The sequence below is a fragment of the Rahnella sp. ATs2 genome (assembly GCF_051851855.1).
GTDB lineage: Bacteria > Pseudomonadota > Gammaproteobacteria > Enterobacterales > Enterobacteriaceae > Rahnella > Rahnella variigena.
Genome location: NZ_JBLYPL010000027.1, coordinates 19,971 through 44,396 on the forward strand (window position 1 = coordinate 19,971; position 24,426 = coordinate 44,396).

Genomic DNA, 24,426 nt, shown 5'->3' on the forward strand with positions numbered 1-24,426 from the left:
TTTCCCGCTACGGCTGAATCATTTTTCCATTTTCATCCAGCATAGCGGTCAGTAAAGCCGACCCGTCTTCTCCTACCCGAAATGCACCATAACGTGCGCTGGCGAAACGCTCACCGTGGCCTTCCTGGAAAAAGTAAGCATCAGTACCCACCGTCAGCATTCCGGCATTCATATGATAGTTAACCCGCAACTCATCGGGCTTCAGCGGGTCACCGCTATCAAACCGCGCCTGAGTGACCTGCCGGTACTCATTAACGGCCACAATAATTTTGCCACTGACAGGAAGACAAGGCGTCTGTGGAACAGAATCACAAACCTGACGTTGCTGGTATAACTCCTGCTGCAAAGAACGCGTAATGGCATAGTTGAGAACCATGTAATCCCCCTGCATCAGAGAGCGCGGATCAACCGGCGCAAGCTGCAATATCATCACCGCGCCCTGTTTAAGTACCTGCTCTTTTTGCCAGATACCCGCATTCACTGCGATCAACGCCAGCAGTATCACCAATCCTGCCAGCCATTTTCTCAGATTACCGGTTCGCATAAGTTTGCTCCTTACGCGCGGGGATCAGCTTTTTGGCTGCAAATGCCAGCGCCAGCAACACCACGCCTGTGACAAACATCAGAAGAGATTTATGCAATAAGCTGACGCCGAGGAAGTAATACCAGTCAATGATATACAGCGCCACAAAACAGCCACTCGCGGCTAAAATCCCCTGACTTCCCTGATAACGGGCCATCAGTAATAACCACAGGCCCAGGCCGATTCCCGGCGCATTAAAGGCTGCGGCACCACACAAAACCGCCGCTGCCAGATACAGCATGGCTGATGGCGTCTTTTTCACCCCAGTCTGATACAAACACCCCAGTATTAAACCGGCGGCAATACCTGCGCCGGTACCCTGCGAAAGAGTGAAATACCCTGCTGGCTGCCAGAAAAAGTTGAAGAGAAGCGAGGAATTAATACCGGAAAAACACTGCAATATCAGGCCGGAAGGAATACCCCAGAGGAAAGGAGAAACCGCATCAGCCCATGATGTGGCTTTTAGGTTAATTTGTTCTCTGATAATCCACAGCCAGAAAATCACTATTGCAGCGACCAGCGCTGAAACTGCCCAAAAACTGGCGGCCGGCGGTAAATACATGCCAGCCAGCAAATTGCCGGAAAGGATCAGAAAAAATGTCAGCGCAGTTATCGCCATAAAGCGGAAAGTACGATCAGGCATGGCCAGCGCCATCAACGCAAGCACCGGCAATGAACAGAGCGAGCCCACCAGGAAAGACATTTCCCAACCAGGCTCAAAGAGAATATAGAAACCAAAACAGAGGCCACAGGTTGCGGCTATTGCCCATGCCAGCCCGATATGATGCTTGCTCACGCCCTGTACGCGCAAAAGTCCGCCGGCGACAAAGGCAAGGAGCAGCGAAGGGATAATCACCGTGGCAGCGTTGGGATCATTGAGCAGGCCGACAACATACAGCACCAGTATCAGCAGAAGTAAAATAATCATCGCCGCAACCCAGCCACCGATACCCAGCGTCAGCCGCAGATACCAGGGAAGGTGAGAGGAGTGATCGTATTGCTGAATCTCTTCAATTTGCGTCTGATTAAGCAAATTATGCTGACGTAATTGCTCCGTCAGTAAAGCGATCTCCGTGGAGGAAACCTCGACCGGCTGGCGCTCATAGAGTTTACGCCGCCAGTAGAGCATCAGAGCACCACATCCCGCCAGCCATAAAGCCATCAGACAGCCCAGCATAAACAGGCCACCCACATCGTAAGAACTGTCGAACATTTGCATGATCAATATGCATCCAACGGCAGCCAAACTGACCGTCCCCAACGTCAGCATGCAAAGATCGGGATGGCGATAGCGGTAGAAGAGGTATCCCGCCAGCAAAACAACCAGCCATAACGCGGTAATAAAGGGATGATGGTTACCGTAGCTCCAGCCGGATATATTTCCCGCCACGATGGACGTCAGCATCAACAGCAGAAAACCAGCCATCACGCGGGAGAACCAGCGACTGGCAAGCCAGGACTGAGGATTATGTTTTAGGGTCCGCAGGGCAAGCACTTCACGCGTAACCAGACACAATATCTGCACAATCAGATAGCTGCAGAGCGCAGTTGCAGGGAAATAGTCGAGACCGTCAAATGCCGCGCTGTCCAGCAAAGACATTGACACCGTAGCGTAATAGAGCTGAAACGTAAGATTGGCAAGTAACCAGGAGCAGAACCACAGACTGTTCTGTCGGCCGATGACGGCTAAAGGCAGGAAAACAAACAACCAGGCTCTGAACAACTCCCAGCTGTCGGCGCCCGTCTGATAAATTTGGCCGTAGAGGGCAAACAGCGCACCAAAACTGAGGCCGGCCGCCAGCAAGGCGCTGCGTGCAAGTCCGTCATACCAGCGCCACCAGACTACGACGGCAAGCGCAACGATCAATAACTCTGCCAGCGCAAATTTTGCCATCTTCGGCATATTTGCCCAGTTCCAGGCGACAAAAAAGACGGCACCCGCGACCAGCGACAACAAACCCAGCAGCGAGAGTAACGGGACCAGAAATTTTCGCCATTCCGGATAATCAGGCCGGACACCAAAAAAATCATAAATACGCTGGCATTCCGCTGGCGTCAGGATGCGGCTTCTGACCAGGTGCTGCGTCTGGCGACAGAGAAACTCTGCCGCCCGGGAAGGCATCCATGCTTTGCTGCCCGCTTCAATTTGTGTCATGACATCCCTGCCTTATGAAGTTTTACCCGATATTAAACGCCATACTCCTGCCGGTAAGCCCGCACAGCAGCCAGATGGTCAGCCATTTCCGCTTTTTCTTCCAGATATTCAATCAGGTCGGCCAGCGTAATAATTGAAATCACTTTGCAATGATAGTCGCGTTCAACTTCCTGAATGGCGGAGATGTCTGCGCGTCCGCGTTCCTGACGATCCAGAGAAATCAGCACACCTGCCAGAGTGGCGTTATTGGCATTGATGATTTCCATCGATTCACGGATAGCCGTCCCGGCGGTGATCACATCATCCACCAGCATGACGCGCCCCTGCAACGGACTGCCTACCAGCAAACCGCCTTCGCCGTGGTCTTTGGCCTCTTTGCGGTTAAAGCAGTATGGCACATCGCGCTCATGGTGCTCAGCCAGCGCAACCGCCGTGGTCGTCGCGATTGGGATCCCTTTATAAGCCGGGCCAAACACTAAATCGAAATCAATTTTAGAATCCACCAATGCTTCGGCATAAAAACGTCCCAGTAACGCCAGATCACGGCCGGTATTAAACAAACCAGCATTGAAGAAGTAAGGGCTGATGCGTCCTGACTTCAGGGTAAATTCGCCGAATTTCAAAACCTGTTTGTTCAGTGCGAACTCAATAAACTGGCGCTGATAGGCTTTCATTGATGGTCTCCTCGATAATGTCTTATTTCTAATTGTCAGCCCGCAGGCCATAAAAAAGGCGACTTCTCAGTCGCCTTAAAAAATTATTCCGCCAGCGCCGCTTTCTGCGCCTGGAAGATAGTGTCGATGCCCCCTCGGGCGAGGGCCAGTAAACCGAGTAGCTCCTCATGACTGAATGGCTCGCCCTCTGCGGTGCCCTGCACCTCAATCATGCGCCCATCTTCCATCATCACGACGTTCATATCGGTTTCAGCTGCCGAATCTTCAACATACTCAAGGTCACACAGCGCTTCGCCTTTAACGATACCGACAGACACCGCGGCAACCATGCCTTTCATCGGGTTAGCTTTCAGTTTACCCGCAGCCACCAGCGCATTCAGCGCATCGGCCAGAGCCACACACGCACCAGAAATAGACGCAGTACGCGTACCACCGTCAGCCTGCAACACGTCGCAGTCGAGGGTAACGGTGAACTCACCCAACTTTTTCAGATCGACAGCAGCACGCAGGGAACGGGCAATCAGACGCTGAATTTCCAGCGTACGGCCGCCTTGCTTGCCTTTTGCAGCTTCACGCGCATTACGCGTGTGGGTAGAACGCGGCAACATGCCGTACTCAGCGGTGATCCAACCTTGTCCCTGACCTTTCAGAAAACGCGGAACACCTTCCTCCACCGTGGCGGTACACAGCACTTTGGTATCACCAAACTCCACCAGCACGGAACCTTCAGCGTGTTTAGTGTAATGGCGGGTCAGTGTTACGGGGCGCACTTGTTGTGCATTTCGGCCTGCTGGACGCATGGATAGTTCTCCGGGTCGCGAATCATGTTTGGCTGCGCATTATACGGACTTCGCGAGGTAATGCCTATCATGACCGGCACGGCACGGCTATAATCGCTGCATCTTTACATTAACAGGTACGCATACATGATCAGAAGTATGACCGCTTATGCCCGACGCGAAATTAAGGGTGACTGGGGCAGCGCAGCGTGGGAACTCCGCTCGGTAAACCAACGTTATCTCGAAACTTACATCCGTCTGCCCGAGCAATTCCGCAGCCTGGAGCCGGTCGTCCGTGAGCGTATTCGTTCTCGCCTGACCCGCGGTAAAGTCGAATGTAATCTGCGTTTTGATCTCGATCCGGGCGCACAGAGCACATTGCAGCTCAATGAAAAGCTGGCTAAACAGCTGGTTGAAGCCGCGCAATGGGTAAAAATGCAAAGTGACGAAGGTGAAATCAATCCGCTGGAAGTTCTGCGCTGGCCGGGCGTCATGCTGGCCGAAGAACAGGATCTGGATGCTATCAGCAACGAATTACTGGTGGCTCTGGAAACTGCGCTGGACGATTTCATCAGCGCCCGTGAAAGCGAAGGTGCCGCGCTGAAAACCATGATCGAGCAACGTCTCGACGGTGTCAGTGCTGAGGTGATCAAGGTTCGTGCCCAGATGCCAAACATTTTGCAATGGCAGCGCGAACGTCTGGTCAGCAAGCTGGAAGATGCCCAGGTACAGCTGGAAAACACCCGTTTGGAGCAGGAACTGGTGCTGATGGCGCAGCGTGTTGATGTAGCAGAAGAGCTGGACCGTCTGGAAGCACACGTCAAAGAAACGCACAAAATCATGAAGAAGGAAGAAGCCGTTGGCCGTCGTCTTGATTTCATGATGCAGGAATTTAACCGCGAGTCGAATACGCTGGCGTCTAAATCCATCAACGCCGATGTCACGACCTCCGCCATTGAGCTGAAAGTATTGATCGAGCAAATGCGCGAGCAGATCCAGAATATTGAGTAAAACGTCAAAGCGTATTATTAAGTCTTACTAACATTAGAAAGTCCGCATCCTGGCGGGCTTTTTTTTATTCTCAGGAGTTATCATGAAGGCGCCTTAAAACGCGCTAGCCATTCCCTTGTTCTGGCCAGCTGTATCATTTGCAATATGGAGATTGGCATGAACGAACACCATCAACCTTTTGAAAAACTTCGTCTGAACAACGAAAATGGAAGTGAGTATTGGTCAGCAAGAGACCTGTCCTCTTTATTGGATTATAAAGACTGGAGGAATTTCCAGAAGGTTCTATCCAGAGCTATGCAAGCCTGTGAGACAAGTAATCAGGAGATAGCAGACCATTTCGTTGACGCCACCAAAATGGTTACTCTTGGTTCAACAGCATTGCGTGAATTAGATGACGTTCATCTGTCGAGATACGCATGTTATCTGGTTGTCCAAAATGGTGATCCCGGCAAACCCGTCATCGCTGCAGGACAGACTTACTTTGCTCTGCAAACCAGACGGCAAGAATTAGCTGATGATGAAAACTTTAAGCGACTCAGGGAAGATGAAAAGCGTCTGTTCCTGCGTAACGAGCTAAAAGAGCATAACAAACAATTAGTCGAAGTCGCTCAACAGGCCGGCGTAGAAACCACTCTGGATTTTGCCGTGTTTCAGAATCATGGCTATCAGGGGCTGTATGGCGGATTAGACCAAAAGGCTATCCATCAGCGAAAAGGACTCAAAAAGAGCCAAAAGATCCTCGACTATATGGGATCAACCGAACTGGCCGCCAACTTGTTCAGAGCAACTCAGACAGAAGAGAAATTGCGACGCGATCAGGTGGATTCAAAAGAACAGGCTAATCAGACACATTTTGATGTGGGTAGTAAGGTTCGGAAAACAATCGAAGAATTAGGCGGAACCATGCCGGAAAATCTCCCCGCTCCGGAACACAGCATCAGGCAAATTGAATCAGCCGCAAAGCGTCTGAATAAAAAATAACGACAACAGGTTCATTGCCTCACGCACAAAAAAAAGCCTCCGGTCATCACAACCCGAGGCGTTTTTTATGCTTTAACAGCGAGGGAAATTAGTTTTCCCAGCGTTTCAACAGCACGCAGGCGTTCACGCCACCGAAACCGAAGCCGTTTGACAGGGCATAGGTAATCTCATGTTTCTGCGCGGTATTACCGACAATGTTCAGACCTGCAGCTGCTTCATCTTTGTTTTCCAGATTCAGCGTCGGAGGAACAATCTGGTCACGCACGGCCAGAATGGTGAAGATGGTTTCCAGACCACCAGCCGCGCCCAGAAGATGCCCGGTCGCAGATTTGGTGGATGTCACCGCCAGCTTACCGTCGGTGCCGAACAGGGTTTTAATCGCATTGATTTCACCCAGATCCCCCACCGGCGTAGAGGTAGCATGAGCATTCAGGTGCTGCACATCTGAAGGCTGGATACCCGCCTGACGCAGCGCGATTTTCATTGCGCGACCCGCGCCGTTGCCATCTTCCGCACCCGAAGTCATATGGTAAGCGTCACCGCTGGTGCCGTAACCGACAATCTCAGCCAGAATTTTCGCACCACGGGCTTTCGCGTGTTCCAGTTCTTCAATCACCAGCATGCCGGCACCTTCGCCCATGATGAAACCATCACGAGCACTGTCGAACGGGCGGGAAGCTTTTTCCGGATGATCTTCATGGCCGGTGGACATCGCTTTCGCCGCAGCAAAACCACCCAAACTCACGGTATCGATAGCCGCTTCTGCACCGCCACAAAGCGCAACATCCGCTTCGTCATTACGAATCAAACGTACAGCATCGCCAATCGCCTGAACACCTGCCGCGCAAGCCGTTACCGGTGCGCCAATCGGGCCTTTGAACTGATGCTTAATGGAAACCTGACCAGACGCCAGATTCACCAGAAATGAAGGGATCGTGAACGGGGACAAACGCTTAGCGCCACGGCTGTCGTTAGTACGCACAGCATGGGCAATCGCAGGGAAACCACCGATACCGGAACCGATTACCGTTGCGGTACGTTCCTGCTGTTCCTGCGTTTCTGCTTTCCAGCCCGCATCAGCAACGGCCATATCAGCAGCAGCCATCGCGAATAGAATGAAACGGTCCATTTTTTTCTGGTCTTTGGGCACCACGAACTGGTCCGGATCGAATCCTGACTCAGGATCCTGTTCTTTGGTTTGTACCTGACCACCAATTTTCACGGACAGGGTTTCAACAATCTCTTCCGGTAAAACACGGATACCGGACTGACCGGCCAGCAGGCGCTTCCAGATCGTTTCGATATCACAGCCCAGAGGACTCACAGCCCCCATGCCGGTTATAACTACTCGACGATGAGACATAAATATTCCTCTCTGTCTGTTTAGGACTTAAGTTTCTGCGGGCGCTTTGGTGTACCGGCCAGAAACGGGTTTCTGATAATAAGGCTGACAGTATGTGACGAATTACGATTTTGTAAACCCGTAACCAAAAATTTCGTTATGGCTATTTTGCCAAACTGCGCAGAACCAGGCTGGTAATCGCCTGAACGCGCTCTTCCAGTTGTTCCGGCGTTTTTTGTTCCAGCAACAATGGGTGCGAAAAAGGCGTGGTCACGCTGGTGATCGCCATGCAAACTTCATCAAGCGGCGTTTTACGCTCAAACTCACCAGATTCGCGCCCGTCTGTGACCACTTTCTCAACAATGCTGTACATCATTGCCCGGTGATTTAGTGTCGATTTCCATTGCTGAGCCGCTGCTGTCGCGGCCAGATCATGTAATTTACGATCCTGGAAAAAGAGATCCAGACTACGTGTCAGCAGCGTTTTAAAAATAGATCTCAGGCGCAGAGTCGCACTTTGGTCGCTTTGTGCAATCAACAGTAGTGCTTCATCTATCTGCCCAACGCGCTGCGAGCAAATGGCTTCGCCAATAGCCTGTTTAGACTCAAAAAATTTATAGATATAAGCACTTGAAACGCCAATCGATTTTGCCAGATCGGCAACCGACGTTTTGGCAAACCCATAAAGGCGAAAGTGCTCGAAAGCAGCATCAATGATTTGCTCACGCCGTTCGTGCCCGGCAGGTCCACGCTGTGTTAACGCAACCGGAATATCGGGTTTCATACACGCCTCCGGGCAGATAAAACTATTATGCATTGCGTCAATGAGTGACGATTTTAAATAATCGTAACTTATAAACAGAGAAAATTCACCTCTGATAAGAATGTCGGGCGTACATAAAGAGTAAAAGGAAGGTTAAAGTAACGAGCAATTGCAATTTTTCTAATCTAAAATAACACGCTATTCTTACCTATCCTTTTACACAGGCAAGTTTCATGGGTAATCGCATTAGATTTAGTAATTTCAAAATCAATGCAAAAGAAAAACTCAGTCGAGAGACAATGGGAAACTCATTACTCTACGCGGCTATCGCTTTCTCATTACTGATTCGTCTGGCGCACATCGATGTTACTCACTGTTCTTTATATTATTGGGATCACCGCAGAGGCCATGACCGGTGCTCTTGCTGCCGGACGGCGTAAAATGGACTCCTTTGGCGTCATTATTATCGCATCAGCGACGGCAATTGGTGGCGGCTCTGTCCGCGATATGCTGCTGGGGCACTATCCTTTGGGGTGGGTTAAGCATCCGGAATACATTGTCATTGTGGCCGTCGCCGCACTCATGACCACCTGGCTTGCACCGCTTATGCAACACCTGCGGCGGCTCTTTTTGGTACTGGATGCGCTGGGGCTGGTGGTGTTTTCTATTATCGGGACACAAGTGGCGCTCGATATGGGACATGGTCCTATCATCGCTTCGGTTTGCGCAGTCATCACCGGCGTTTTCGGTGGCGTCCTGAGGGACATGATGTGTAATCAGATCCCATTGGTCTTCCAGAAAGAGATATATGCAGGCGTTTCATTTGCCTCTGCCTGGGTGTATATCGGCCTGCAATATTTCTCGTTGCCACACAATCTGGTGGTAATCATTACCCTGCTGGTCGGGTTTATTGCTCGCCTGATTGCATTACGGTTCCGCCTTGGATTGCCTGTCTTCAATTATCCGCATTCGGACCATTAACCCGGTTTTTATAGCTCACTGAAAGGCAGGCAAATGCGCCTGTCTTAACGCCCCGGCGATTGCCATCACCTGCGGGTGATGAATAAACTCAAAAATCCGGTTCGCCCGCGTTTTCCCGATTCCTGCTGTTGCTTCCCACTCCGGCGAGGTCATTGCTTTCAGCTGGTTCCAGGAATGCTGGCGTTCTGCAAATTTCAGTGCAAATGTTGGAAATCCCATTGCTGAAAGCCAGTGGCGAAAATCTTTTTCCCGCGTCAGGGAAATCTGGGCCATCAGCTTTTGAGCCTGTTTAACACCAATGCCCGGAACCGCAGCCATCTCTTTTTCGGTGATATCCAACCAGCTTACCAGCGAATCAGCAGGACGAGCATCGAGCAGTTTTTTCCAGGTTGCCCCACCAAACCCGGTCATATCCAGCGCTTCCGGACCGCTGAGCCAGACCAGACGGGAAAGGAACTGCTGCGCGCAGCCGGGCTCAGGCGTGAAACAAGAAAGCACGTTGTATTGCTGTGGGTCTGGCAGTTGCAGCCCCGTGCGCTCACTCACGCGCCACACAACTTCGTCAAGACGCGGGATCCCTTGCCCGGCCAGTGTAATGGCCACCTGATCTCCCGGGAGCACATCCCATTTTCTGAAACGATTTATGGATCCCACATTCACCTTATTCACCCATTTGTCGTCCAGCCTGAGGCTTTTCAGATTCAGAATGATGGTGACTTTCCCGCTTCGCCCGATAGTCGTCGTGATACCCGCGACTTCTGTGAGCTGTCTTACCGGTGGATATTTCCACGCCACAGCCCAGGTCGCTGGCTTATTTTTCCAATATTTTCCCGCAGGCTCCTCTTCCTGACGGATGACGACGCCATCGGTCGCAAAAGGCAGTGGCCGGAGAAACCAGGTATCACGCCATTTAGCGACTTCATCAACAGATTTCACGGGCAGGGTGTATTGAGAAACCACAGGAAAACCGAACTGGCTGAGTTTCCCGAGATGCGAGCTCATACTGAGCGGACCATCCGGCCACGACCAGATGAAAATACCCAACTGATTCAATATGTCAGAGGCCGAAGTGCGCAACATTGCCCCCGCGACTTTCGATCGCGCATTCACGCCGCCATCAGCACTTTGCTGATGACCGGTCATCTTCAGATAGAGCTCGCCCTGTAACACCAGTTGGGGTGCCAGGTCGGGAATAGTCAGGGGTATAGCCGGAATCAATGCAGCTTTTGCGGTCCAGCTTTGTCCTTTTTCACCATCACCGCGGCTTAGCAACGCGGCGAGTTGCCCGTATCGGTAAATCAGCGTCACTGCTACGCCATCTACTTTGGGCTGCACCCAAAGGTTTTTACGCCCCTTCATCCAGTCTGCAACAGCTCGCTTGTCTTTCATTTTATTCAGCCCGGTATGAGAAACCGGATGAACGGAAATAGCATCTTCTGCGCGGGGGATCACTGGTGCAGGAAGTACCTGACCAGCACATTGCAGCCAAAAACTCTGTTTCTGGCGTAAATTGTCATAGACCGAATCCTCAACCGGACTGATGCCAGACTGATGGTAAGCAGTGTCCCATTGTGCGAGTTGGGCCGTGAGCTGAAGGGTTTCCTTTTCCAGATGTGTCGCTGGCCAGGCAGGACATGCACGCTCAGACAACTCAGCGCTTAGAGAAGAAAAATGGATAAATAACAGACTGATAATGATGAGCTGGCGCATAAGCACCTCCTTGTGGGCGCCAGTAAACGCCGCAGAGATATCTTCCGCCAGTCGCATTTTTGATTCCTGCGAGATGCATTCACCGTTATTTAGTGAGTTGCTGTAACGAAAAGAAATTTTGGAAGACGGCACGTAAATCTACAAAGAAAGGCTATTTTCCCGTGCGAAGTTGCGATGAAATACGTCTGGGCACTGCACCGATTGCGGCGAGCGTGTATACTGTGCGAGAGATCACTCTTCGCATACTTCCTATCAACCCATTCAGTTGAAACGTCATCATGGTTCAAGGCACGCTATATATTGTCTCCGCCCCTAGTGGAGCAGGTAAATCAAGTCTGATTCAGGCTTTACTTAAAACACAACCGCTCTACGACACACAGGTTTCTATTTCTCATACCACCCGTTCAATGCGACCGGGCGAGAAACACAGCGAACATTACTTCTTTGTCTCTAAAGAAGAGTTTCGCGAGATGATTGAACGTGATGCCTTTTTAGAACATGCAGAAGTTTTCGGTAATTACTACGGCACTTCGCGTGAAACCATTGAGCAGATTTTAGCTTCTGGTGTGGATGTTTTCCTGGATATCGACTGGCAAGGCGCTCAGCAAATCCGGAAAAAAATGCCTCAGGCACGCAGTATTTTTGTATTGCCGCCATCCAAAGATGAACTTGACCGCCGCTTGCGTGGCCGTGGCCAGGACAGCGAAGACGTTATCGCAAAACGTATGGCACAAGCTGTTGCGGAAATGACGCACTTTGCTGAATACGACTATTTAATTGTGAATGATGATTTTGATCTGGCGTTATCGGATTTAAAAACCATTATTCGCGCCGAACGTCTGCGTCTGAGCCGTCAGCGGCTCCGTCATGACGGATTAATCACCAAACTATTGGCAGACTGAAGTCACTTTCAGTATTATGCCCAGTCTTTCGTCACCCTGTGGAGTAGCACATATATGGCACGCGTAACTGTTCAAGACGCTGTTGAGAAAATTGGTAACCGTTTTGACCTGGTGTTGGTGGCTGCTCGTCGCGCACGCCAGCTGCAATCTGGTGGTAAAGATCCACTGGTCGCTGAAGAAAACGATAAATTCACCGTTATTGCCCTGCGCGAAATCGAAGAAGGCCTGATCACTAATCAGATCCTCGACGTTCGTGACCGTCAGGAGCAACAAGAGCAGGAAGCCGCAGAGATTCAGGCAGTGACTGCCATCGCTGAAGGCCGTCGTTAATTAACGAAACGGATCTCACTTGTATATCTTTGAAAGCCTGAATCAACTGATTCAAAAATACCTGCCGGAGGAGCAAATTAAGCGCCTCGTGCAGGCTTACCTCGTGGCGCGGGATGCGCACGAGGGGCAAACACGTTCCAGCGGTGAGCCGTATATTACTCACCCGGTGGCCGTGGCCTGTATTTTGGCTGAAATGAGGCTCGATCATGAGACTCTGATGGCGGCGTTATTACACGACGTTATCGAAGACACGCCTGCAACTTACCAGGATATGGAACAACTGTTTGGCAAGAGCGTTGCTGAGCTGGTTGAAGGCGTTTCAAAGTTAGACAAGCTGAAGTTCCGCGATAAGAAAGAAGCGCAGGCGGAAAACTTCCGCAAAATGGTCATGGCGATGGTGCAAGACATCCGCGTCATTCTGATCAAACTCGCTGACCGTACCCATAACATGCGCACGCTGGGCTCTTTGCGCCCGGATAAACGTCGCCGCATTGCCCGCGAAACGCTGGAGATTTACAGCCCGCTGGCACACCGTTTGGGTATTCATCACCTGAAAACCGAGCTCGAAGAGCTGGGCTTCGAAGCACTCTATCCAAACCGTTATCGCGTCATCAAAGAAGTGGTGAAAGCCGCGCGTGGTAACCGTAAAGAGATGATCCAAAAAATCCTCTCTGAGATAGAAGGCCGTTTAACCGAAGCCGGTATTCAGTGCCGTGTCAGTGGTCGCGAAAAACACCTGTACTCTATCTATTGCAAAATGCACCTCAAGGAACAGCGTTTCCATTCCATCATGGATATCTACGCCTTCCGGGTGATCGTTAAAGACCTCGATACCTGCTATCGCGTGTTAGGGCAGGCTCACAGCCTCTACAAACCGCGTCCGGGTCGGGTCAAAGATTACATCGCAATCCCAAAAGCCAACGGCTATCAATCTTTGCATACCTCACTTATCGGCCCGCACGGCGTGCCGGTTGAAGTGCAGATCCGTACTGAAGATATGGATCAGATGGCAGAGATGGGGGTTGCGGCTCACTGGGCTTATAAAGAGAACAGTGAAACCAGCACGACGGCGCAGATCCGCGCTCAACGCTGGTTGCAGAGTTTGCTTGAGCTGCAACAAAGCGCAGGTAACTCCTTTGAATTTATCGAGAGTGTTAAATCGGATCTGTTCCCGGATGAGATTTATGTCTTTACGCCGGAAGGTCGTATCGTCGAATTGCCTGCTGGCGCGACGCCGGTCGACTTTGCTTACGCCGTGCATACCGATATCGGCCATGCCTGTGTCGGTGCGCGCGTTGACCGCCAGCCTTATCCGCTTTCACAACCGCTCACCAGCGGTCAGACTATCGAAATCATTACCGCTCCGGGTGCCCGCCCGAATGCTGCCTGGCTGAACTTTGTCGTCAGTTCACGCGCTCGCGCCAAAATCCGCCAGATGCTTAAAAACCTGAAACGTGATGATTCCGTTTCGCTGGGTCGTCGTCTGCTGAATCACGCGCTGGGTGCCGGTAAAAAACTGTCAGATATTCCGCCAGAAAACATTAAAAACGAGCTGGACCGCATGAAGCTCGTGGCGATGGATGATTTGCTGGCTGAAATCGGTCTCGGCAACGCAATGAGCGTGGTGGTTGCTAAAAATCTGATGGGCGATCAGTCATCAATGGCATCGTCAGGCACGCGTAATCTGCCGATTAAAGGCGCAGACGGCGTGCTGATCACGTTCGCAAAATGTTGCCGTCCGATCCCGGGTGACCCGATTATTGCGCACGTCAGCCCGGGCAAAGGTCTGGTTATCCACCATGAATCCTGCCGTAATATTCGTGGCTATCAGAAAGAACCTGAGAAATTCATGGCCGTTGACTGGGATGACCATCAGGAAACGGATCAGGAATTTATCGCCGAAATCAAAGTCGATATGTTCAACCATCAGGGCGCACTGGCGAACCTGACAGCAGCAATTAATGCTGCTCAGTCGAACATTCAGAGCCTGAGCACCGAAGAAAAAGACGGTCGCGTCTACAGCGCCTTTATCCGCCTGACGACTCGCGACCGCGTTCATCTGGCGAATATCATGCGTAAAATTCGTATCATGCCGGACGTCATTAAAGTTACCCGCAACCGAAACTGATTGTTATGACCCCAGAACGTTATGCGCGTATCCGCGAAATGCTTGCGGCCCGACAGCCAGACCTGACGGTCTGCATGGAACAGGTGCATAAACCGCATAACGTTTCTGCCGTCATTCGCACGGCAGACGCCATCGGCGTTCATGAAATCCATGCCGTCTGGCCTACCACCCGAATGAAAACACTGGTCTCTTCGGCGGCGGGCAGCAACAGCTGGGTTCAGGTCAAAACACACAAAACCATTCAGGAAGCCGTCGCTAAAATGAAGGCGAAGGGTATGCAAATACTCGCTACGAATCTTTCTGAAAAAGCTGTCGATTTCCGTGCCATTGATTACACCCGTCCGACCTGTATCTTGCTCGGACAAGAAAAAACGGGTATCACTCCAGAAGCTTTAGCTCTCGCGGACAGCGATATCATCATTCCGATGATCGGGATGGTGCAATCTCTGAACGTATCTGTCGCCTCAGCACTTATCCTGTACGAAGCACAGCGCCAGCGGGAAAATGCCGGTCTGTATCGCCGCGAAACCAGCCTGCTGAGCGAGAAAGAGCAGCAGCGATTGCTGTTTGAAGGTGGCTATCCGGTGCTGTCGAATGTGGCGAAGCGCAAGAAACTTCCACGCCCTTTCATTGACGATCACGGCCAGATTGTTGCCGATGACGAATGGTGGTCTGCGATGCAAATGACGGTTAAAAAAAGATGAAAGGCCGCCTGCTCGACGCCATCCCGCTGACGTCGCTTTCCGGCGTCGGAGCCAGTCAGGCAGATAAACTCGCTAAACTAGGCCTTGAAACTATTCAGGATTTACTGCTTCACCTTCCTTTGCGTTATGAAGATCGCACCCGCCTTTACACCATCAATGATTTACAGCCTGGCATTTTCGCAACCATAGAAGGCGAAGTGCTGCGCAGTGATATCAGTTTTGGCCGCCGCAGAATGCTGACCTGTCAGATAAGCGATGGCACTGGCATGGTGACGTTGCGGTTCTTCAATTTTAACGCCGCGATGAAAAACAGTCTGGCCGCAGGCCGTCGTGTCACCGCGTATGGCGAAATTAAACGCGGCACCATCGGCGCAGAAATTATCCATCCGGAATACCGCATTCAGGGTGAAAACAGTGAAGTGGTTTTGCAGGAATCGCTCACGCCGGTTTATCCGACAACGGAAGGTATTCGCCAGGCAACATTGCGTAAGCTGACCGATCAGGCTTTAGAATTACTCGATACCGTACCTATCGCCGAATTATTGCCGAAAGAATTAAGCCGTTCGCTGATCCCGCTTCCTCAGGCGCTGCATTTACTGCATCGCCCGCCGCCAGACATCCAGCTCGCCGATCTTGAGAAAGGTCATCATCCTGCTCAGCGACGCCTGATTATGGAAGAACTGGTGGCGCATAATCTCAGTATGCTGGCCGTTCGCGCCGGTACACAAAGTTATAAAGCACTGCCGTTGCACCATGACGATCGCCTGAAAAAACAGTTCCTCGCTTCTCTTCCTTTCAGCCCGACAGGTGCGCAGCAGCGCGTGGTGGCTGAAATCGAGCAGGATTTAGCGAAAAGCTACCCGATGATGCGTCTGGTTCAGGGCGATGTGGGTTCAGGCAAGACGCTGGTGGCCGCTCTCGCGGCACTCTGCGCTATCGCTCAGGGGCAACAGGTCGGATTAATGGCACCGACAGAATTGCTGGCCGAACAACATGCCAATAATTTCCGTCAGTGGTTTGAACCGCTAGGAATTCAGGTCGGCTGGCTGGCAGGAAAACAAAAAGGTAAAGCCCGGCAGGCGCAGCAAGACGCGATTGCCAGCGGTCAGGTTTCAATGGTGGTGGGCACGCATGCCATCTTCCAGGAGCAGGTTTTGTTCTCGTCACTTTCTCTGGTCATCATTGATGAACAGCACCGGTTTGGTGTACACCAGCGTCTGGCGCTGTGGGAGAAAGGCCTGCAACAAGGATTCCATCCGCATCAGCTGATCATGACGGCGACGCCTATCCCGCGAACTCTGGCCATGACTGCCTATGCGGATCTTGATACGTCAGTGATCGACGAACTGCCGCCAGGCCGTACGCCGGTGACAACCGTCGCGATCCCCGATACCCGCCGCAGTGATATTATCAGCCGCGTCAAAAGTGCCTGCGAGCAGGAAAATCGTCAGGCTTATTGGGTATGTACGCTGATCGAAGAATCAGAAATGCTCGAGGCTCAGGCAGCCGAAGCCACCTGGGAAGGACTGAAAGAGGCCCTGCCAGCGCTCAATATCGGCCTGGTGCATGGCCGCATGAAAGCGCAGGAAAAACAGGCCGTCATGCAGGCGTTTAAACAAGGCGAAGTGCAACTTCTGGTGGCGACGACCGTTATTGAAGTCGGCGTTGACGTGCCAAACGCCAGCCTGATGATTATCGAAAACCCGGAGCGTTTAGGGCTGGCGCAGTTACACCAGCTGCGCGGACGCGTCGGGCGCGGCGCCGTGGCTTCTCACTGTGTTCTGCTCTACAAAACGCCGCTGAGCAAAACTGCGCAGAAACGTTTGCAGGTACTGCGTGACAGTAACGATGGTTTTGTCATTGCCCAGCAGGATTTAGAGATCCGCGGACCGGGCGAATTACTGGGTACACGCCAGACCGGCAGTGCAGAGTTTAAAGTCGCGGACCTGTTACGCGACCAGGCAATGATCCCCGACGTACAACGTATAGCGCGCTATCTGCAACAGCAGTTCCCGGATCACGCCAAAGCATTGATAGAACGCTGGCTGCCGGAAAGAGTCAGATACACCAACGCCTGATCCCCTTCTCCATTCTCTCTTATCGTCGAAACATTATTAAAAATGATGTTTTGCGCCTTCACATTCATGCAAATTTTAATGTAACCGCAGCTGAACCGCTTTCTTCGTTGGTTATTTGATGACCTTCACAGAGTGGGGCAAAGTCGGTAACCGGTTTCACACCCCGCCACTACACTGATGATAATCAAGGCAACCGTGTCTGAACTCTTCAACATAAGGCCAATATTATTATGAGCATCAGCCAGTCACTCTTTAACTTTATAGAACTAAAGATCAGCCCTTTTGCTGCCCGGCTTTCCTCACAACGGCACGTCATGGCAGTACGTGACGGCTTCATTTCAGCAATGCCGTTTATGATTGTCGGCTCATTTTTACTGGTTTTTGTCCACCCGCCATTCTCGCCTGAATCTTCGTGGGGTTTCGCCAGGAGCTGGCTGGCGCTTTCGGCTAAATATGAAGTACAAATTTTGACGCCGTTCAATATGACGATGGGGATTATGTCGATCTACATCGCGGCATCGATTGCCTACAATCTGGCAAGAAGTTACAAACTTGACCCGTTTATGACGGCGATGCTGGCGCTGATGTCTTTTCTGCTGGTTGCTGCGCCGCAGGTTGATGAGAAAATGTCGACCGTCGCGTTGGGTGGCGTGGGCATATTTACCGCCATTCTGGTGGCGATTTATGTGACTGAGCTGACGCGGCTGCTGAAAAAATACAATATCGGCATACGCTTACCTGAACAGGTTCCTTCAAACATTAAGCATTCATTCGATTTGCTGATCCCGATTATTGCGGTGGTGGTGACGCTTTTCCCTTTGAGTTTGCTGGTGCAGTCAGGTTTCGACATGCTGTTACCACAGGCGATTATGGCGCTGTTCGAGCCGCTGATTTCCGCCGCTGACTCACTGCCCGCGGTACTTCTCGCCGTGCTGATTTGCCACCTGCTGTGGTTTGCCGGCATTCACGGTTCAGCCATCGTTTCCGGCATGTTGCAGGCTTTCTGGTTAACCAACCTTGGCCTGAATCAGACAGATCTCGCCGCAGGTTTACCGATGACGCACATCATGACCGAGGCTTTCTGGAATTTCCTGATCGTTATCGGCGGCTCCGGCGCAACCATCGGGCTGGTGTTGCTGTTTTGTCGCAGCAAGTCGGCGCATCTGCGCACAATGGGCAAACTCAGTCTGGTTCCCAGCTGCTTTAACATCAATGAGCCGGTGATCTTCGGCACGCCAATTGTTATGAACCCGGTATTTTTCATCCCCTTCCTTCTGGCACCGATGGTGAATGCCGTCATTGCCTACACTGCGGTTAAAACCGATCTTCTGCCGCATATGATTTCACTGGTTCCCTGGACATCTCCGGCGCCGATTGGCGCAGCCTGGGCAATGGGCTGGGATTTCAAAGTGTCGATTCTGGTCGTCATGCTGATGGCGCTTTCGATGGTGATTTACTATCCGTTTTTCAAGGTTTATGAAAAACAGCTGATGGCGCAGGAGAAAGCCGCTGAAGCGGAAGAGGTGTTTACGGAAAAGGCAGCACAGTAAGCGATAAATCAGGAGGAAAGGCAGGCACAGAAGCGAAACTTCTGTGCCTGTTTTTTAACTGAAAGCCGGAAATATTGGCAGCATCAGATACAGTTTAATGACGATCGCATTCGCAATATCAATGAAGAATGCACCGACCATCGGCACAACCAGGAAGGCCAGATGCGAAGGACCAAACTGGTTGGTGATCGCCTGCATATTTGCAATCGCCGTCGGCGTTGCACCCAGCCCGAAGCCGCAATGTCCGGCTGCCAGTACCGCGGCATCATAGTTTTTGCCCATTACGCGATACGTTACGAAAATCGCGTAAAGCGCCATCGCGATGGTCTGTACGATGAGGATTGCCATCATCGGCAAAGCCAGTGACGCCATTTCCCAAAGCTTCAGGCTCATCAGTGCCATCGCCAGGAACAACGACAGGCTGACATTACCCAGTACTGAAACGGCCCGGTCGAAAACACGATAAAAACCGAGCCACGCCATGACGTTGCTCAGGATCACACCCACGAACAGAACACAGACAAATGTCGGAATTTCGAAGGCAGACCCCTGAAGCAGGCTGGCAAAGTAAGTTCCAGCCATCAGACATATCGCGATCAGCGCGATCGTTTCCACCATCACCAGCGGGGTGATCATCCGCCCGATGGTCGGTTTTTCAAATGCGCTGGGATCGACGGCATCTTCCGGTGTGCCGTTTGGTGTTGAAGAATGGCTGACCAGATAACGCGCCACGGGACCGCCGATAATTCCACCTAACACCAGGCCGAAGGTCGCGCAGGCCATTGCAACTTCCGTCGCGTTTTCAAAGCCATAACGTTCGATAAACAGCTTGCTCCACGCCGCACCTGTTCCGTGACCGCCAGAAAGTGTAATCGAACCGGCCAGCAGCCCCATCAGCGGATCAAGCCCCAGCATTTTCGCCATCCCGATACCGATGGCGTTTTGCATCAGTAACAGGCCGATCACGACAAAGACCAGAAGAAATAAAGATTTGCCGCCTGCACGCAAGCTGGAAAGATTGGCATTCAAACCAATTGTCGCAAAGAACGCCAGCATCAGGGGCTCTTTCAGGGACATATCAAAGCCGATTTCCAATCCGAACATCTGATTGGCAATCAGCAACAGCAAAGCGACCAGTAACCCGCCGGCAACGGGCTCAGGAATAGTGTATTTCTTTAGAAATTTGACCGACTGGACGCATTTTCGTCCTAAAAGGAGTACCAACGTGGCGGCAACGAGCGTGCCGTAGGTGTCGAGTTGAATCATTGAAAAACTCCATTTTAAAAAAATATCCAAAAATATTATTGAGTTATAAACATCTCATTTAAGTATCATTTCCCCAGAGGCTGAATTAGAAGTCATTAAAGCTGCGATAAGCAAGAAAAACAGATCGTAAATCTCCCCCTAACCCAAACTACCCATCAAAAATTGCCGATAGCAAACGATTGCTTTTGTCGGTAATTTCAATAAAAATGCCCGCTTTGCCGCTTATTGGAATGCCACAACATGAGTTCGCAAACCGCAGAACAAGAAACACAGCCATCTGACCTCTCACGCCAGCAAAAAAGTGAACTGATTTACCGCCTCGAAGATCGTCCGCCACTTCCTCAGACGTTATTTGCCGCCTGTCAGCATTTGCTGGCGATGTTTGTTGCGGTAATCACACCGGCATTGCTGATTTGCCAGGCCCTGGGTTTACCCGCGCAGGATACACAGCACATCATCAGCATGTCGCTGTTCGCCTCTGGCCTCGCTTCCATTTTGCAGATTAAAACCTGGGGGCCTGTCGGTTCAGGTTTACTCTCCATTCAGGGCACCAGCTTTAACTTTGTGGCACCGCTTATCATGGGCGGAATGGCGCTGAAAAATGGCGGTGCCGATGTCCCGACCATGATGGCGGCGCTGTTCGGCACCCTGATGCTGGCTTCCTGTACTGAAATTATTCTTTCCCGTTTCCTGCATCTCGCACGCCGCATCATTACGCCGCTGGTTTCCGGCATCGTGGTGATGATTATCGGGCTGTCACTGATTCAGGTCGGACTGACGTCTATTGGCGGCGGTTACTCCGCCATGAGTGATCACACTTTCGGCGCGCCAAAAAATCTGTTGCTGGCTGCCGTGGTGCTGGTGGTGATTGTTCTGCTGAACCGTCAGCGCAACCCTTATCTGCGCGTGGCATCTCTGGTGATCGCCATGGCCGTGGGTTATCTGGCAGCCTGGATGATGGGGATGTTGCCCTCCGTCGCGCCAGCCACACAGACAAACTGGATAACCTTACCGACGCCGCTGTATTACGGTCTGGGCTTCGACTGGAATCTGCTGATCCCGCTGATGCTGATTTTCATGGTCACGTCGCTGGAAACTATCGGTGATATTACCGCGACCTCAGACGTTTCGGAGCAGCCGGTCAGCGGCCCGCTCTATATGAAGCGCATCAAAGGCGGTGTTCTGGCAAACGGCCTGAACTCAATGCTGTCTGCGGTATTTAACACTTTCCCGAATTCATGTTTCGGGCAAAACAACGGCGTGATTCAGCTGACCGGAGTTGCAAGCCGCTATGTCGGTTTTGTTGTCGCTCTGATGCTGATCATCCTTGGGCTGTTCCCTGCCGTAGCGGGTTTTGTGCAACATATTCCTGAACCGGTTCTGGGCGGCGCAACCATCGTGATGTTCGGTACGATCGCGGCTTCCGGCGTGCGTATTGTTTCCCGGGAGCGCCTTAACCGCCGCGCAATCATGATCATGGCGCTTTCACTGGCCGTCGGTATGGGTGTTTCCCAGCAACCGCTGATCCTGCAATTCGCACCCGACTGGCTGAAAACCCTTCTGTCTTCGGGAATTGCTGCCGGTGGTATTACTGCGATTGTTCTGAATCTGGTCTTCCCTCACGAAAAGTAATCACGGGATGTAATCCGTGTGTAACAGCGGCAGCGGGTCTGGAACCCCTGCCGCTTTTTATTGTCTCCATTCTGCTAACCTGTTGAGAAAAGTCGCTGTTTGCGGCATAAACAAAGAATCTTTTTTCCGCTTTCCCGTTACAGGGCTCCAGACGATGAGATTTATCGGTAAAATTTTGCTGACGTTCGCCTTACTTCTGGTGCTGGCGATCGTGCTGGTGTACGTCCTATTACAAACCCGCTGGGCGGCTGGCTGGGTCAGCCGCTGGATCAGCGATAACAGCGAGTACCACGTCTCCGTAGAGAAAATCGACCACAACTGGTCGTCTCCGGGTCGTGTGACGTTAAACAATGTCGTCTTCGGGCAAAAGAATCAGCCGGAAATCCTGAACGCTGGCGAAGTCGATCTGGATTTAAGCTTGCGACAGATAACCGAGCCACGCTTTTTCGATCGCGTCGTTCTGGCTAACGGTCGCCTCAGTGTCAGCCCTTCCTCAATGAATTTACCGTTGCAGGCCAATACGCTGCAGCTCAGCAAAATGGCGCTGACCGGGAATACCGCCGGATTAGATATTCAGGGACAGCAGATTAATGCCGGCATTTCGCCGTGGCAGCCAAAACCGGCTCAGCTACTGGGTGACAAAGCCGATTTCCAGCTGAGTGCCGCGAATCTGACGGTCAACGGTCTTCCGGCCGAAAATGTGCTGATTCAGGGCAATATCAATAATAAGAATCTGACGCTGAGTAATTTTGGCGGCGATCTGGCGCGCGGTCAGCTGACCGGTAAAGCCACACAGGCCGCTGACGGTAGCTGGAACATTGAAAACCTGCGCCTGAGCAATGTACGCCTGCAAACCTCTAAATCACTTGCTGCTTTTTTTGATGATTACCAGACATTGCCTAAAGTGACTATCCAGCGCCTTGACCTGATTGATGCCCGCTTGCAGGGAACTGACTGGGCATTCAGCGACGTTGATTTGTCTGTACAGGATCTGACGCTGGAAAAAGGCGACTGGCAAAGCGATGACGGGGAAATCACCCTGAATGCAACCGATATGATTGATGGCAATCTGCATATCCAGGATCCCATTATCAGTCTCGACCTTTCGCCGCAAGGCATTGCTATTAAACAGGCGACGGCGCGCTGGGAGCGTAGTTTGCTCCGTACCACAGGGAACTGGTTGCGCGCCAACAAACGCCTGCAACTTGATGAAGTTTCCGTCGCTGGCCTGGAATATACGTTGCCGGAAAACTGGAAACAGCTCTGGAATCAGGCGTTGCCGGATTCGCTTTCTGAAGTCTTTGTCAGCCGGTTTATTGCCAACCGAAACCTGATTATTGATATCAACCCGCAGTTCCCTTTCCAGCTGACCGCGCTTGATGGTCTGGGCAATAATCTGTTGCTGGCACGTAATCATCAATGGGGGATCTGGAGCGGTACGCTAAATCTGAATGCCAGCGAAGCCACATTTAATCGTAATGACGTGCGTCGTCCTTCAATAACCCTGAATGCGAACGACATTCAGGTGAATATTTCCGAACTGAGCGCCTTTACTAAAGAAGGTTTGCTGGAAGCCAGTGCGACCGTTGACCAGCAGCCGCAACGTCATTTCTCATTGAAGATGACCGGCCGCTCCGTACCGGCAAATCAGCTTGAAAACTGGGGATGGCCACATGTGCCCCTGGAAGGTAACGTCAATATGCAGCTCAATCTGCAAGGGCAAATGCCGGCAAATGTCGATTACAAACCGACGCTGAACGGCACATTGCAGATAAACGGCAGCGAGACCATTGACCAGAGGATGGTGAACGGATTGGTTTCCGGTGCGCCATCCCCCGTTGCGCCATAAATCAGTTCGTCTGGCTATAACGCAAAAAGGCACCGCAATCGCGGTGCCTTTTGTTTGGGCTAAAGCAAATCAGTTAATTTCGGGTTCGAGCGGTGCGCCGGGTGCAGCCGGAAGCACCAGATAAGTACCTTCAAACACTGCGCCGTCTACCTCATCGCCGTATAAATTCACTTCGAGTTGCACGCGCGCCTTACGCCCGCGAGCCAGACGATCAAGGTCGCCGCTGACAGAGCCTAAATCCGCCACCGCACGCGGCCTGCCGGTCACCGGCGAACTGTAACGGATATGTGCATCCGCCAGCACAATGGTGCCGCCCAAATGCCGTTCACGCAGCAGCAGCCAGATCAAACCCCAGCCTGTCAGCGTTGCCAGCGAGAACAGACTTCCCGCAAATAACGTATGGTGCGGATTCTGATTGCCGGTTTCCGGCATCGTGGTGACAAAACGCTGTCCGGTATACTGGCTGATCCGCACACCCATTTTCTCACTCAGCGGGATATGGTCGTACCAGGCTTGTTGCAGTTGTCCGCACCAGTCGGGGCGATGAAGAATATCATCCAGCGTTTCGATCGGTTTAATCATCAGGAAGTGACGAACCGGTGTAGTTTGCGGGGTGGTAATTTCCCCCTGATTAACAAAGCCCAGTTTGGCAAAAAAATCCACTGCGTCTTCGCGGGCGCTACAGACCACTCGCTTTACCCCTTCCTGACGCGCCACAGACTCCAGGGTCATCGCCACCAGTGTTCCTAACCCTTTGTCCTGTACATTCGGGTCAACGGCCAGGAAGCGGATTGAGGCCTCGTTATCGGCATTAATGTATAAACGGCCAACAGCAACCGGCTCGCCGCTTTCATCTACGACCATCTGATGATGCGCAATGGAATCGTAGGCATCACGTTCGGAACCTTCAGGCTGACGCAGTGGTTTGCGCAGCATTTCCCAGCGGAATCGGTAATAGGCGGCCAGCTCTTTTTCGGTCGTCGGTACTCTAAGGTGATACATAGATGC

General features: G+C 51.8%; 20 protein-coding genes. 11 read left to right on the plus strand and 9 right to left on the minus strand.

Features of this window, described 5'->3' with window-relative positions; translation table 11 throughout:
• Nucleotides 1-7: 7 nt before the first annotated feature.
• The 4 genes from ACJY2G_RS22430 to rph form a co-directional block, all read right to left on the minus strand.
• Complete coding sequence (locus ACJY2G_RS22430) at nucleotides 8-544, minus strand: GDYXXLXY domain-containing protein (RefSeq protein WP_430320821.1); 537 nt, start codon at nucleotides 542-544, stop codon at nucleotides 8-10.
• Nucleotides 531-2,738, minus strand: coding sequence for a DUF2157 domain-containing protein (locus ACJY2G_RS22435; RefSeq protein ID WP_430320822.1), 2,208 nt, complete (start codon nucleotides 2,736-2,738; stop codon nucleotides 531-533). The genes ACJY2G_RS22430 and ACJY2G_RS22435 overlap by 14 nt, the downstream gene beginning before the upstream one ends.
• A 32-nt stretch (nucleotides 2,739-2,770) precedes the next feature.
• A complete protein-coding gene (pyrE, locus tag ACJY2G_RS22440; protein ID WP_113877644.1) occupies nucleotides 2,771-3,412 on the minus strand; it encodes an orotate phosphoribosyltransferase in 642 nt (213 codons plus the stop codon).
• A gap of 83 nt (nucleotides 3,413-3,495) precedes the next feature.
• Nucleotides 3,496-4,212 carry a ribonuclease PH gene (rph, locus tag ACJY2G_RS22445; RefSeq protein ID WP_439292221.1) on the minus strand — a complete coding sequence of 239 codons (717 nt, stop codon included), beginning with the start codon at nucleotides 4,210-4,212 and terminating at the stop codon, nucleotides 3,496-3,498.
• 126 nt (nucleotides 4,213-4,338) lie between these two features.
• On the opposite strand from rph, the gene ACJY2G_RS22450 reads away from it, so the two are divergent.
• Both ACJY2G_RS22450 and dinD read left to right on the plus strand, forming a co-directional pair.
• Nucleotides 4,339-5,202 carry a YicC/YloC family endoribonuclease gene (locus ACJY2G_RS22450; RefSeq protein ID WP_112289305.1) on the plus strand — a complete coding sequence of 288 codons (864 nt, stop codon included), beginning with the start codon at nucleotides 4,339-4,341 and terminating at the stop codon, nucleotides 5,200-5,202.
• A gap of 156 nt (nucleotides 5,203-5,358) precedes the next feature.
• Nucleotides 5,359-6,183 carry a DNA damage-inducible protein D gene (dinD, locus tag ACJY2G_RS22455; RefSeq protein WP_439292222.1) on the plus strand — a complete coding sequence of 275 codons (825 nt, stop codon included), beginning with the start codon at nucleotides 5,359-5,361 and terminating at the stop codon, nucleotides 6,181-6,183.
• 88 nt (nucleotides 6,184-6,271) lie between these two features.
• Here dinD and fabF read toward each other — a convergent pair whose 3' ends face one another.
• Together fabF and ACJY2G_RS22465 are read right to left on the minus strand one after the other, a co-directional pair.
• A complete protein-coding gene (gene fabF, locus ACJY2G_RS22460; RefSeq protein WP_112289304.1) occupies nucleotides 6,272-7,546 on the minus strand; it encodes a beta-ketoacyl-ACP synthase II in 1,275 nt (424 codons plus the stop codon).
• Nucleotides 7,547-7,688: 142 nt separating this feature from the next.
• Nucleotides 7,689-8,309, minus strand: a complete 621-nt coding sequence (locus ACJY2G_RS22465; protein ID WP_112289303.1) for a TetR/AcrR family transcriptional regulator — start codon at nucleotides 8,307-8,309, stop codon at nucleotides 7,689-7,691.
• A gap of 342 nt (nucleotides 8,310-8,651) precedes the next feature.
• Between ACJY2G_RS22465 and ACJY2G_RS22470 the strand changes: the two genes are divergently transcribed.
• Entirely contained in the window at nucleotides 8,652-9,269 is a 618-nt protein-coding gene (locus ACJY2G_RS22470) for a trimeric intracellular cation channel family protein (protein ID WP_112289302.1), read from the plus strand.
• A 15-nt stretch (nucleotides 9,270-9,284) separates the two neighbouring features.
• On the opposite strand, the gene ligB is transcribed toward ACJY2G_RS22470, so the two are convergent.
• The gene (ligB, locus tag ACJY2G_RS22475) at nucleotides 9,285-10,979 is read right to left on the minus strand and encodes an NAD-dependent DNA ligase LigB (protein WP_430320824.1); all 1,695 of its coding nucleotides are present in this window, start codon (nucleotides 10,977-10,979) and stop codon (nucleotides 9,285-9,287) included.
• 278 nt (nucleotides 10,980-11,257) lie between these two features.
• On the opposite strand from ligB, the gene gmk reads away from it, so the two are divergent.
• The 6 genes from gmk to ACJY2G_RS22505 all read left to right on the plus strand — a co-directional run bounded on the left by gmk (nucleotide 11,258) and on the right by ACJY2G_RS22505 (nucleotide 18,671).
• The gene (gmk, locus tag ACJY2G_RS22480; protein WP_430320825.1) at nucleotides 11,258-11,881 is read left to right on the plus strand and encodes a guanylate kinase; all 624 of its coding nucleotides are present in this window, start codon (nucleotides 11,258-11,260) and stop codon (nucleotides 11,879-11,881) included.
• Nucleotides 11,882-11,935: 54 nt separating this feature from the next.
• Nucleotides 11,936-12,211, plus strand: coding sequence for a DNA-directed RNA polymerase subunit omega (gene rpoZ / locus ACJY2G_RS22485; RefSeq protein WP_015699238.1), 276 nt, complete (start codon nucleotides 11,936-11,938; stop codon nucleotides 12,209-12,211).
• A gap of 19 nt (nucleotides 12,212-12,230) precedes the next feature.
• Nucleotides 12,231-14,339, plus strand: a complete 2,109-nt coding sequence (gene spoT / locus ACJY2G_RS22490; protein WP_112289300.1) for a bifunctional GTP diphosphokinase/guanosine-3',5'-bis pyrophosphate 3'-pyrophosphohydrolase — start codon at nucleotides 12,231-12,233, stop codon at nucleotides 14,337-14,339.
• Between the two features lie 5 nt (nucleotides 14,340-14,344).
• On the plus strand, nucleotides 14,345-15,043 hold the full coding sequence (gene trmH, locus ACJY2G_RS22495; protein ID WP_430320826.1) for a tRNA (guanosine(18)-2'-O)-methyltransferase TrmH: 699 nt from the start codon (nucleotides 14,345-14,347) through the stop codon (nucleotides 15,041-15,043).
• The gene (gene recG, locus ACJY2G_RS22500; RefSeq protein WP_430320827.1) at nucleotides 15,040-17,121 is read left to right on the plus strand and encodes an ATP-dependent DNA helicase RecG; all 2,082 of its coding nucleotides are present in this window, start codon (nucleotides 15,040-15,042) and stop codon (nucleotides 17,119-17,121) included. The genes trmH and recG overlap by 4 nt, the downstream gene beginning before the upstream one ends.
• A 230-nt stretch (nucleotides 17,122-17,351) precedes the next feature.
• Entirely contained in the window at nucleotides 17,352-18,671 is a 1,320-nt protein-coding gene (locus ACJY2G_RS22505; RefSeq protein ID WP_112289297.1) for a PTS sugar transporter subunit IIC, read from the plus strand.
• A 54-nt stretch (nucleotides 18,672-18,725) separates the two neighbouring features.
• Here ACJY2G_RS22505 and gltS read toward each other — a convergent pair whose 3' ends face one another.
• On the minus strand, nucleotides 18,726-19,937 hold the full coding sequence (gene gltS, locus ACJY2G_RS22510) for a sodium/glutamate symporter (protein ID WP_430320828.1): 1,212 nt from the start codon (nucleotides 19,935-19,937) through the stop codon (nucleotides 18,726-18,728).
• Between the two features lie 240 nt (nucleotides 19,938-20,177).
• On the opposite strand from gltS, the gene ACJY2G_RS22515 reads away from it, so the two are divergent.
• Together ACJY2G_RS22515 and ACJY2G_RS22520 are read left to right on the plus strand one after the other, a co-directional pair.
• Entirely contained in the window at nucleotides 20,178-21,569 is a 1,392-nt protein-coding gene (locus tag ACJY2G_RS22515) for a nucleobase:cation symporter-2 family protein (RefSeq protein WP_120163682.1), read from the plus strand.
• A gap of 154 nt (nucleotides 21,570-21,723) precedes the next feature.
• A complete protein-coding gene (locus tag ACJY2G_RS22520) occupies nucleotides 21,724-23,418 on the plus strand; it encodes an AsmA family protein (protein WP_430320829.1) in 1,695 nt (564 codons plus the stop codon).
• Between the two features lie 69 nt (nucleotides 23,419-23,487).
• Here the strand turns inward: ACJY2G_RS22520 and fabY are convergent, their stop codons facing one another.
• Nucleotides 23,488-24,420 (minus strand): fatty acid biosynthesis protein FabY, encoded by a 933-nt coding sequence (gene fabY, locus ACJY2G_RS22525; RefSeq protein ID WP_112289294.1) that lies wholly within the window; start codon nucleotides 24,418-24,420, stop codon nucleotides 23,488-23,490.
• Nucleotides 24,421-24,426 lie beyond the last annotated feature (6 nt).

What these genes read in the sequence shown, in the direction of transcription:
- ACJY2G_RS22430 (WP_430320821.1), bottom strand. Translation starts at nt 544, where the DNA reads ATGCGAACCGGTAATCTGAGAAAATGGCTGGCAGGATTGGTGATACTG.
- ACJY2G_RS22435 (WP_430320822.1), bottom strand. Translation starts at nt 2,738, where the DNA reads ATGACACAAATTGAAGCGGGCAGCAAAGCATGGATGCCTTCCCGGGCG.
- pyrE (WP_113877644.1), bottom strand. Translation starts at nt 3,412, where the DNA reads ATGAAAGCCTATCAGCGCCAGTTTATTGAGTTCGCACTGAACAAACAG.
- rph (WP_439292221.1), bottom strand. Translation starts at nt 4,212, where the DNA reads ATGCGTCCAGCAGGCCGAAATGCACAACAAGTGCGCCCCGTAACACTG.
- ACJY2G_RS22450 (WP_112289305.1), top strand. Translation starts at nt 4,339, where the DNA reads ATGATCAGAAGTATGACCGCTTATGCCCGACGCGAAATTAAGGGTGAC.
- dinD (WP_439292222.1), top strand. Translation starts at nt 5,359, where the DNA reads ATGAACGAACACCATCAACCTTTTGAAAAACTTCGTCTGAACAACGAA.
- fabF (WP_112289304.1), bottom strand. Translation starts at nt 7,546, where the DNA reads ATGTCTCATCGTCGAGTAGTTATAACCGGCATGGGGGCTGTGAGTCCT.
- ACJY2G_RS22465 (WP_112289303.1), bottom strand. Translation starts at nt 8,309, where the DNA reads ATGAAACCCGATATTCCGGTTGCGTTAACACAGCGTGGACCTGCCGGG.
- ACJY2G_RS22470 (WP_112289302.1), top strand. Translation starts at nt 8,652, where the DNA reads ATGTTACTCACTGTTCTTTATATTATTGGGATCACCGCAGAGGCCATG.
- ligB (WP_430320824.1), bottom strand. Translation starts at nt 10,979, where the DNA reads ATGCGCCAGCTCATCATTATCAGTCTGTTATTTATCCATTTTTCTTCT.
- gmk (WP_430320825.1), top strand. Translation starts at nt 11,258, where the DNA reads ATGGTTCAAGGCACGCTATATATTGTCTCCGCCCCTAGTGGAGCAGGT.
- rpoZ (WP_015699238.1), top strand. Translation starts at nt 11,936, where the DNA reads ATGGCACGCGTAACTGTTCAAGACGCTGTTGAGAAAATTGGTAACCGT.
- trmH (WP_430320826.1), top strand. Translation starts at nt 14,345, where the DNA reads ATGACCCCAGAACGTTATGCGCGTATCCGCGAAATGCTTGCGGCCCGA.
- recG (WP_430320827.1), top strand. Translation starts at nt 15,040, where the DNA reads ATGAAAGGCCGCCTGCTCGACGCCATCCCGCTGACGTCGCTTTCCGGC.
- ACJY2G_RS22505 (WP_112289297.1), top strand. Translation starts at nt 17,352, where the DNA reads ATGAGCATCAGCCAGTCACTCTTTAACTTTATAGAACTAAAGATCAGC.
- gltS (WP_430320828.1), bottom strand. Translation starts at nt 19,937, where the DNA reads ATGATTCAACTCGACACCTACGGCACGCTCGTTGCCGCCACGTTGGTA.
- ACJY2G_RS22515 (WP_120163682.1), top strand. Translation starts at nt 20,178, where the DNA reads ATGAGTTCGCAAACCGCAGAACAAGAAACACAGCCATCTGACCTCTCA.
- ACJY2G_RS22520 (WP_430320829.1), top strand. Translation starts at nt 21,724, where the DNA reads ATGAGATTTATCGGTAAAATTTTGCTGACGTTCGCCTTACTTCTGGTG.
- fabY (WP_112289294.1), bottom strand. Translation starts at nt 24,420, where the DNA reads ATGTATCACCTTAGAGTACCGACGACCGAAAAAGAGCTGGCCGCCTAT.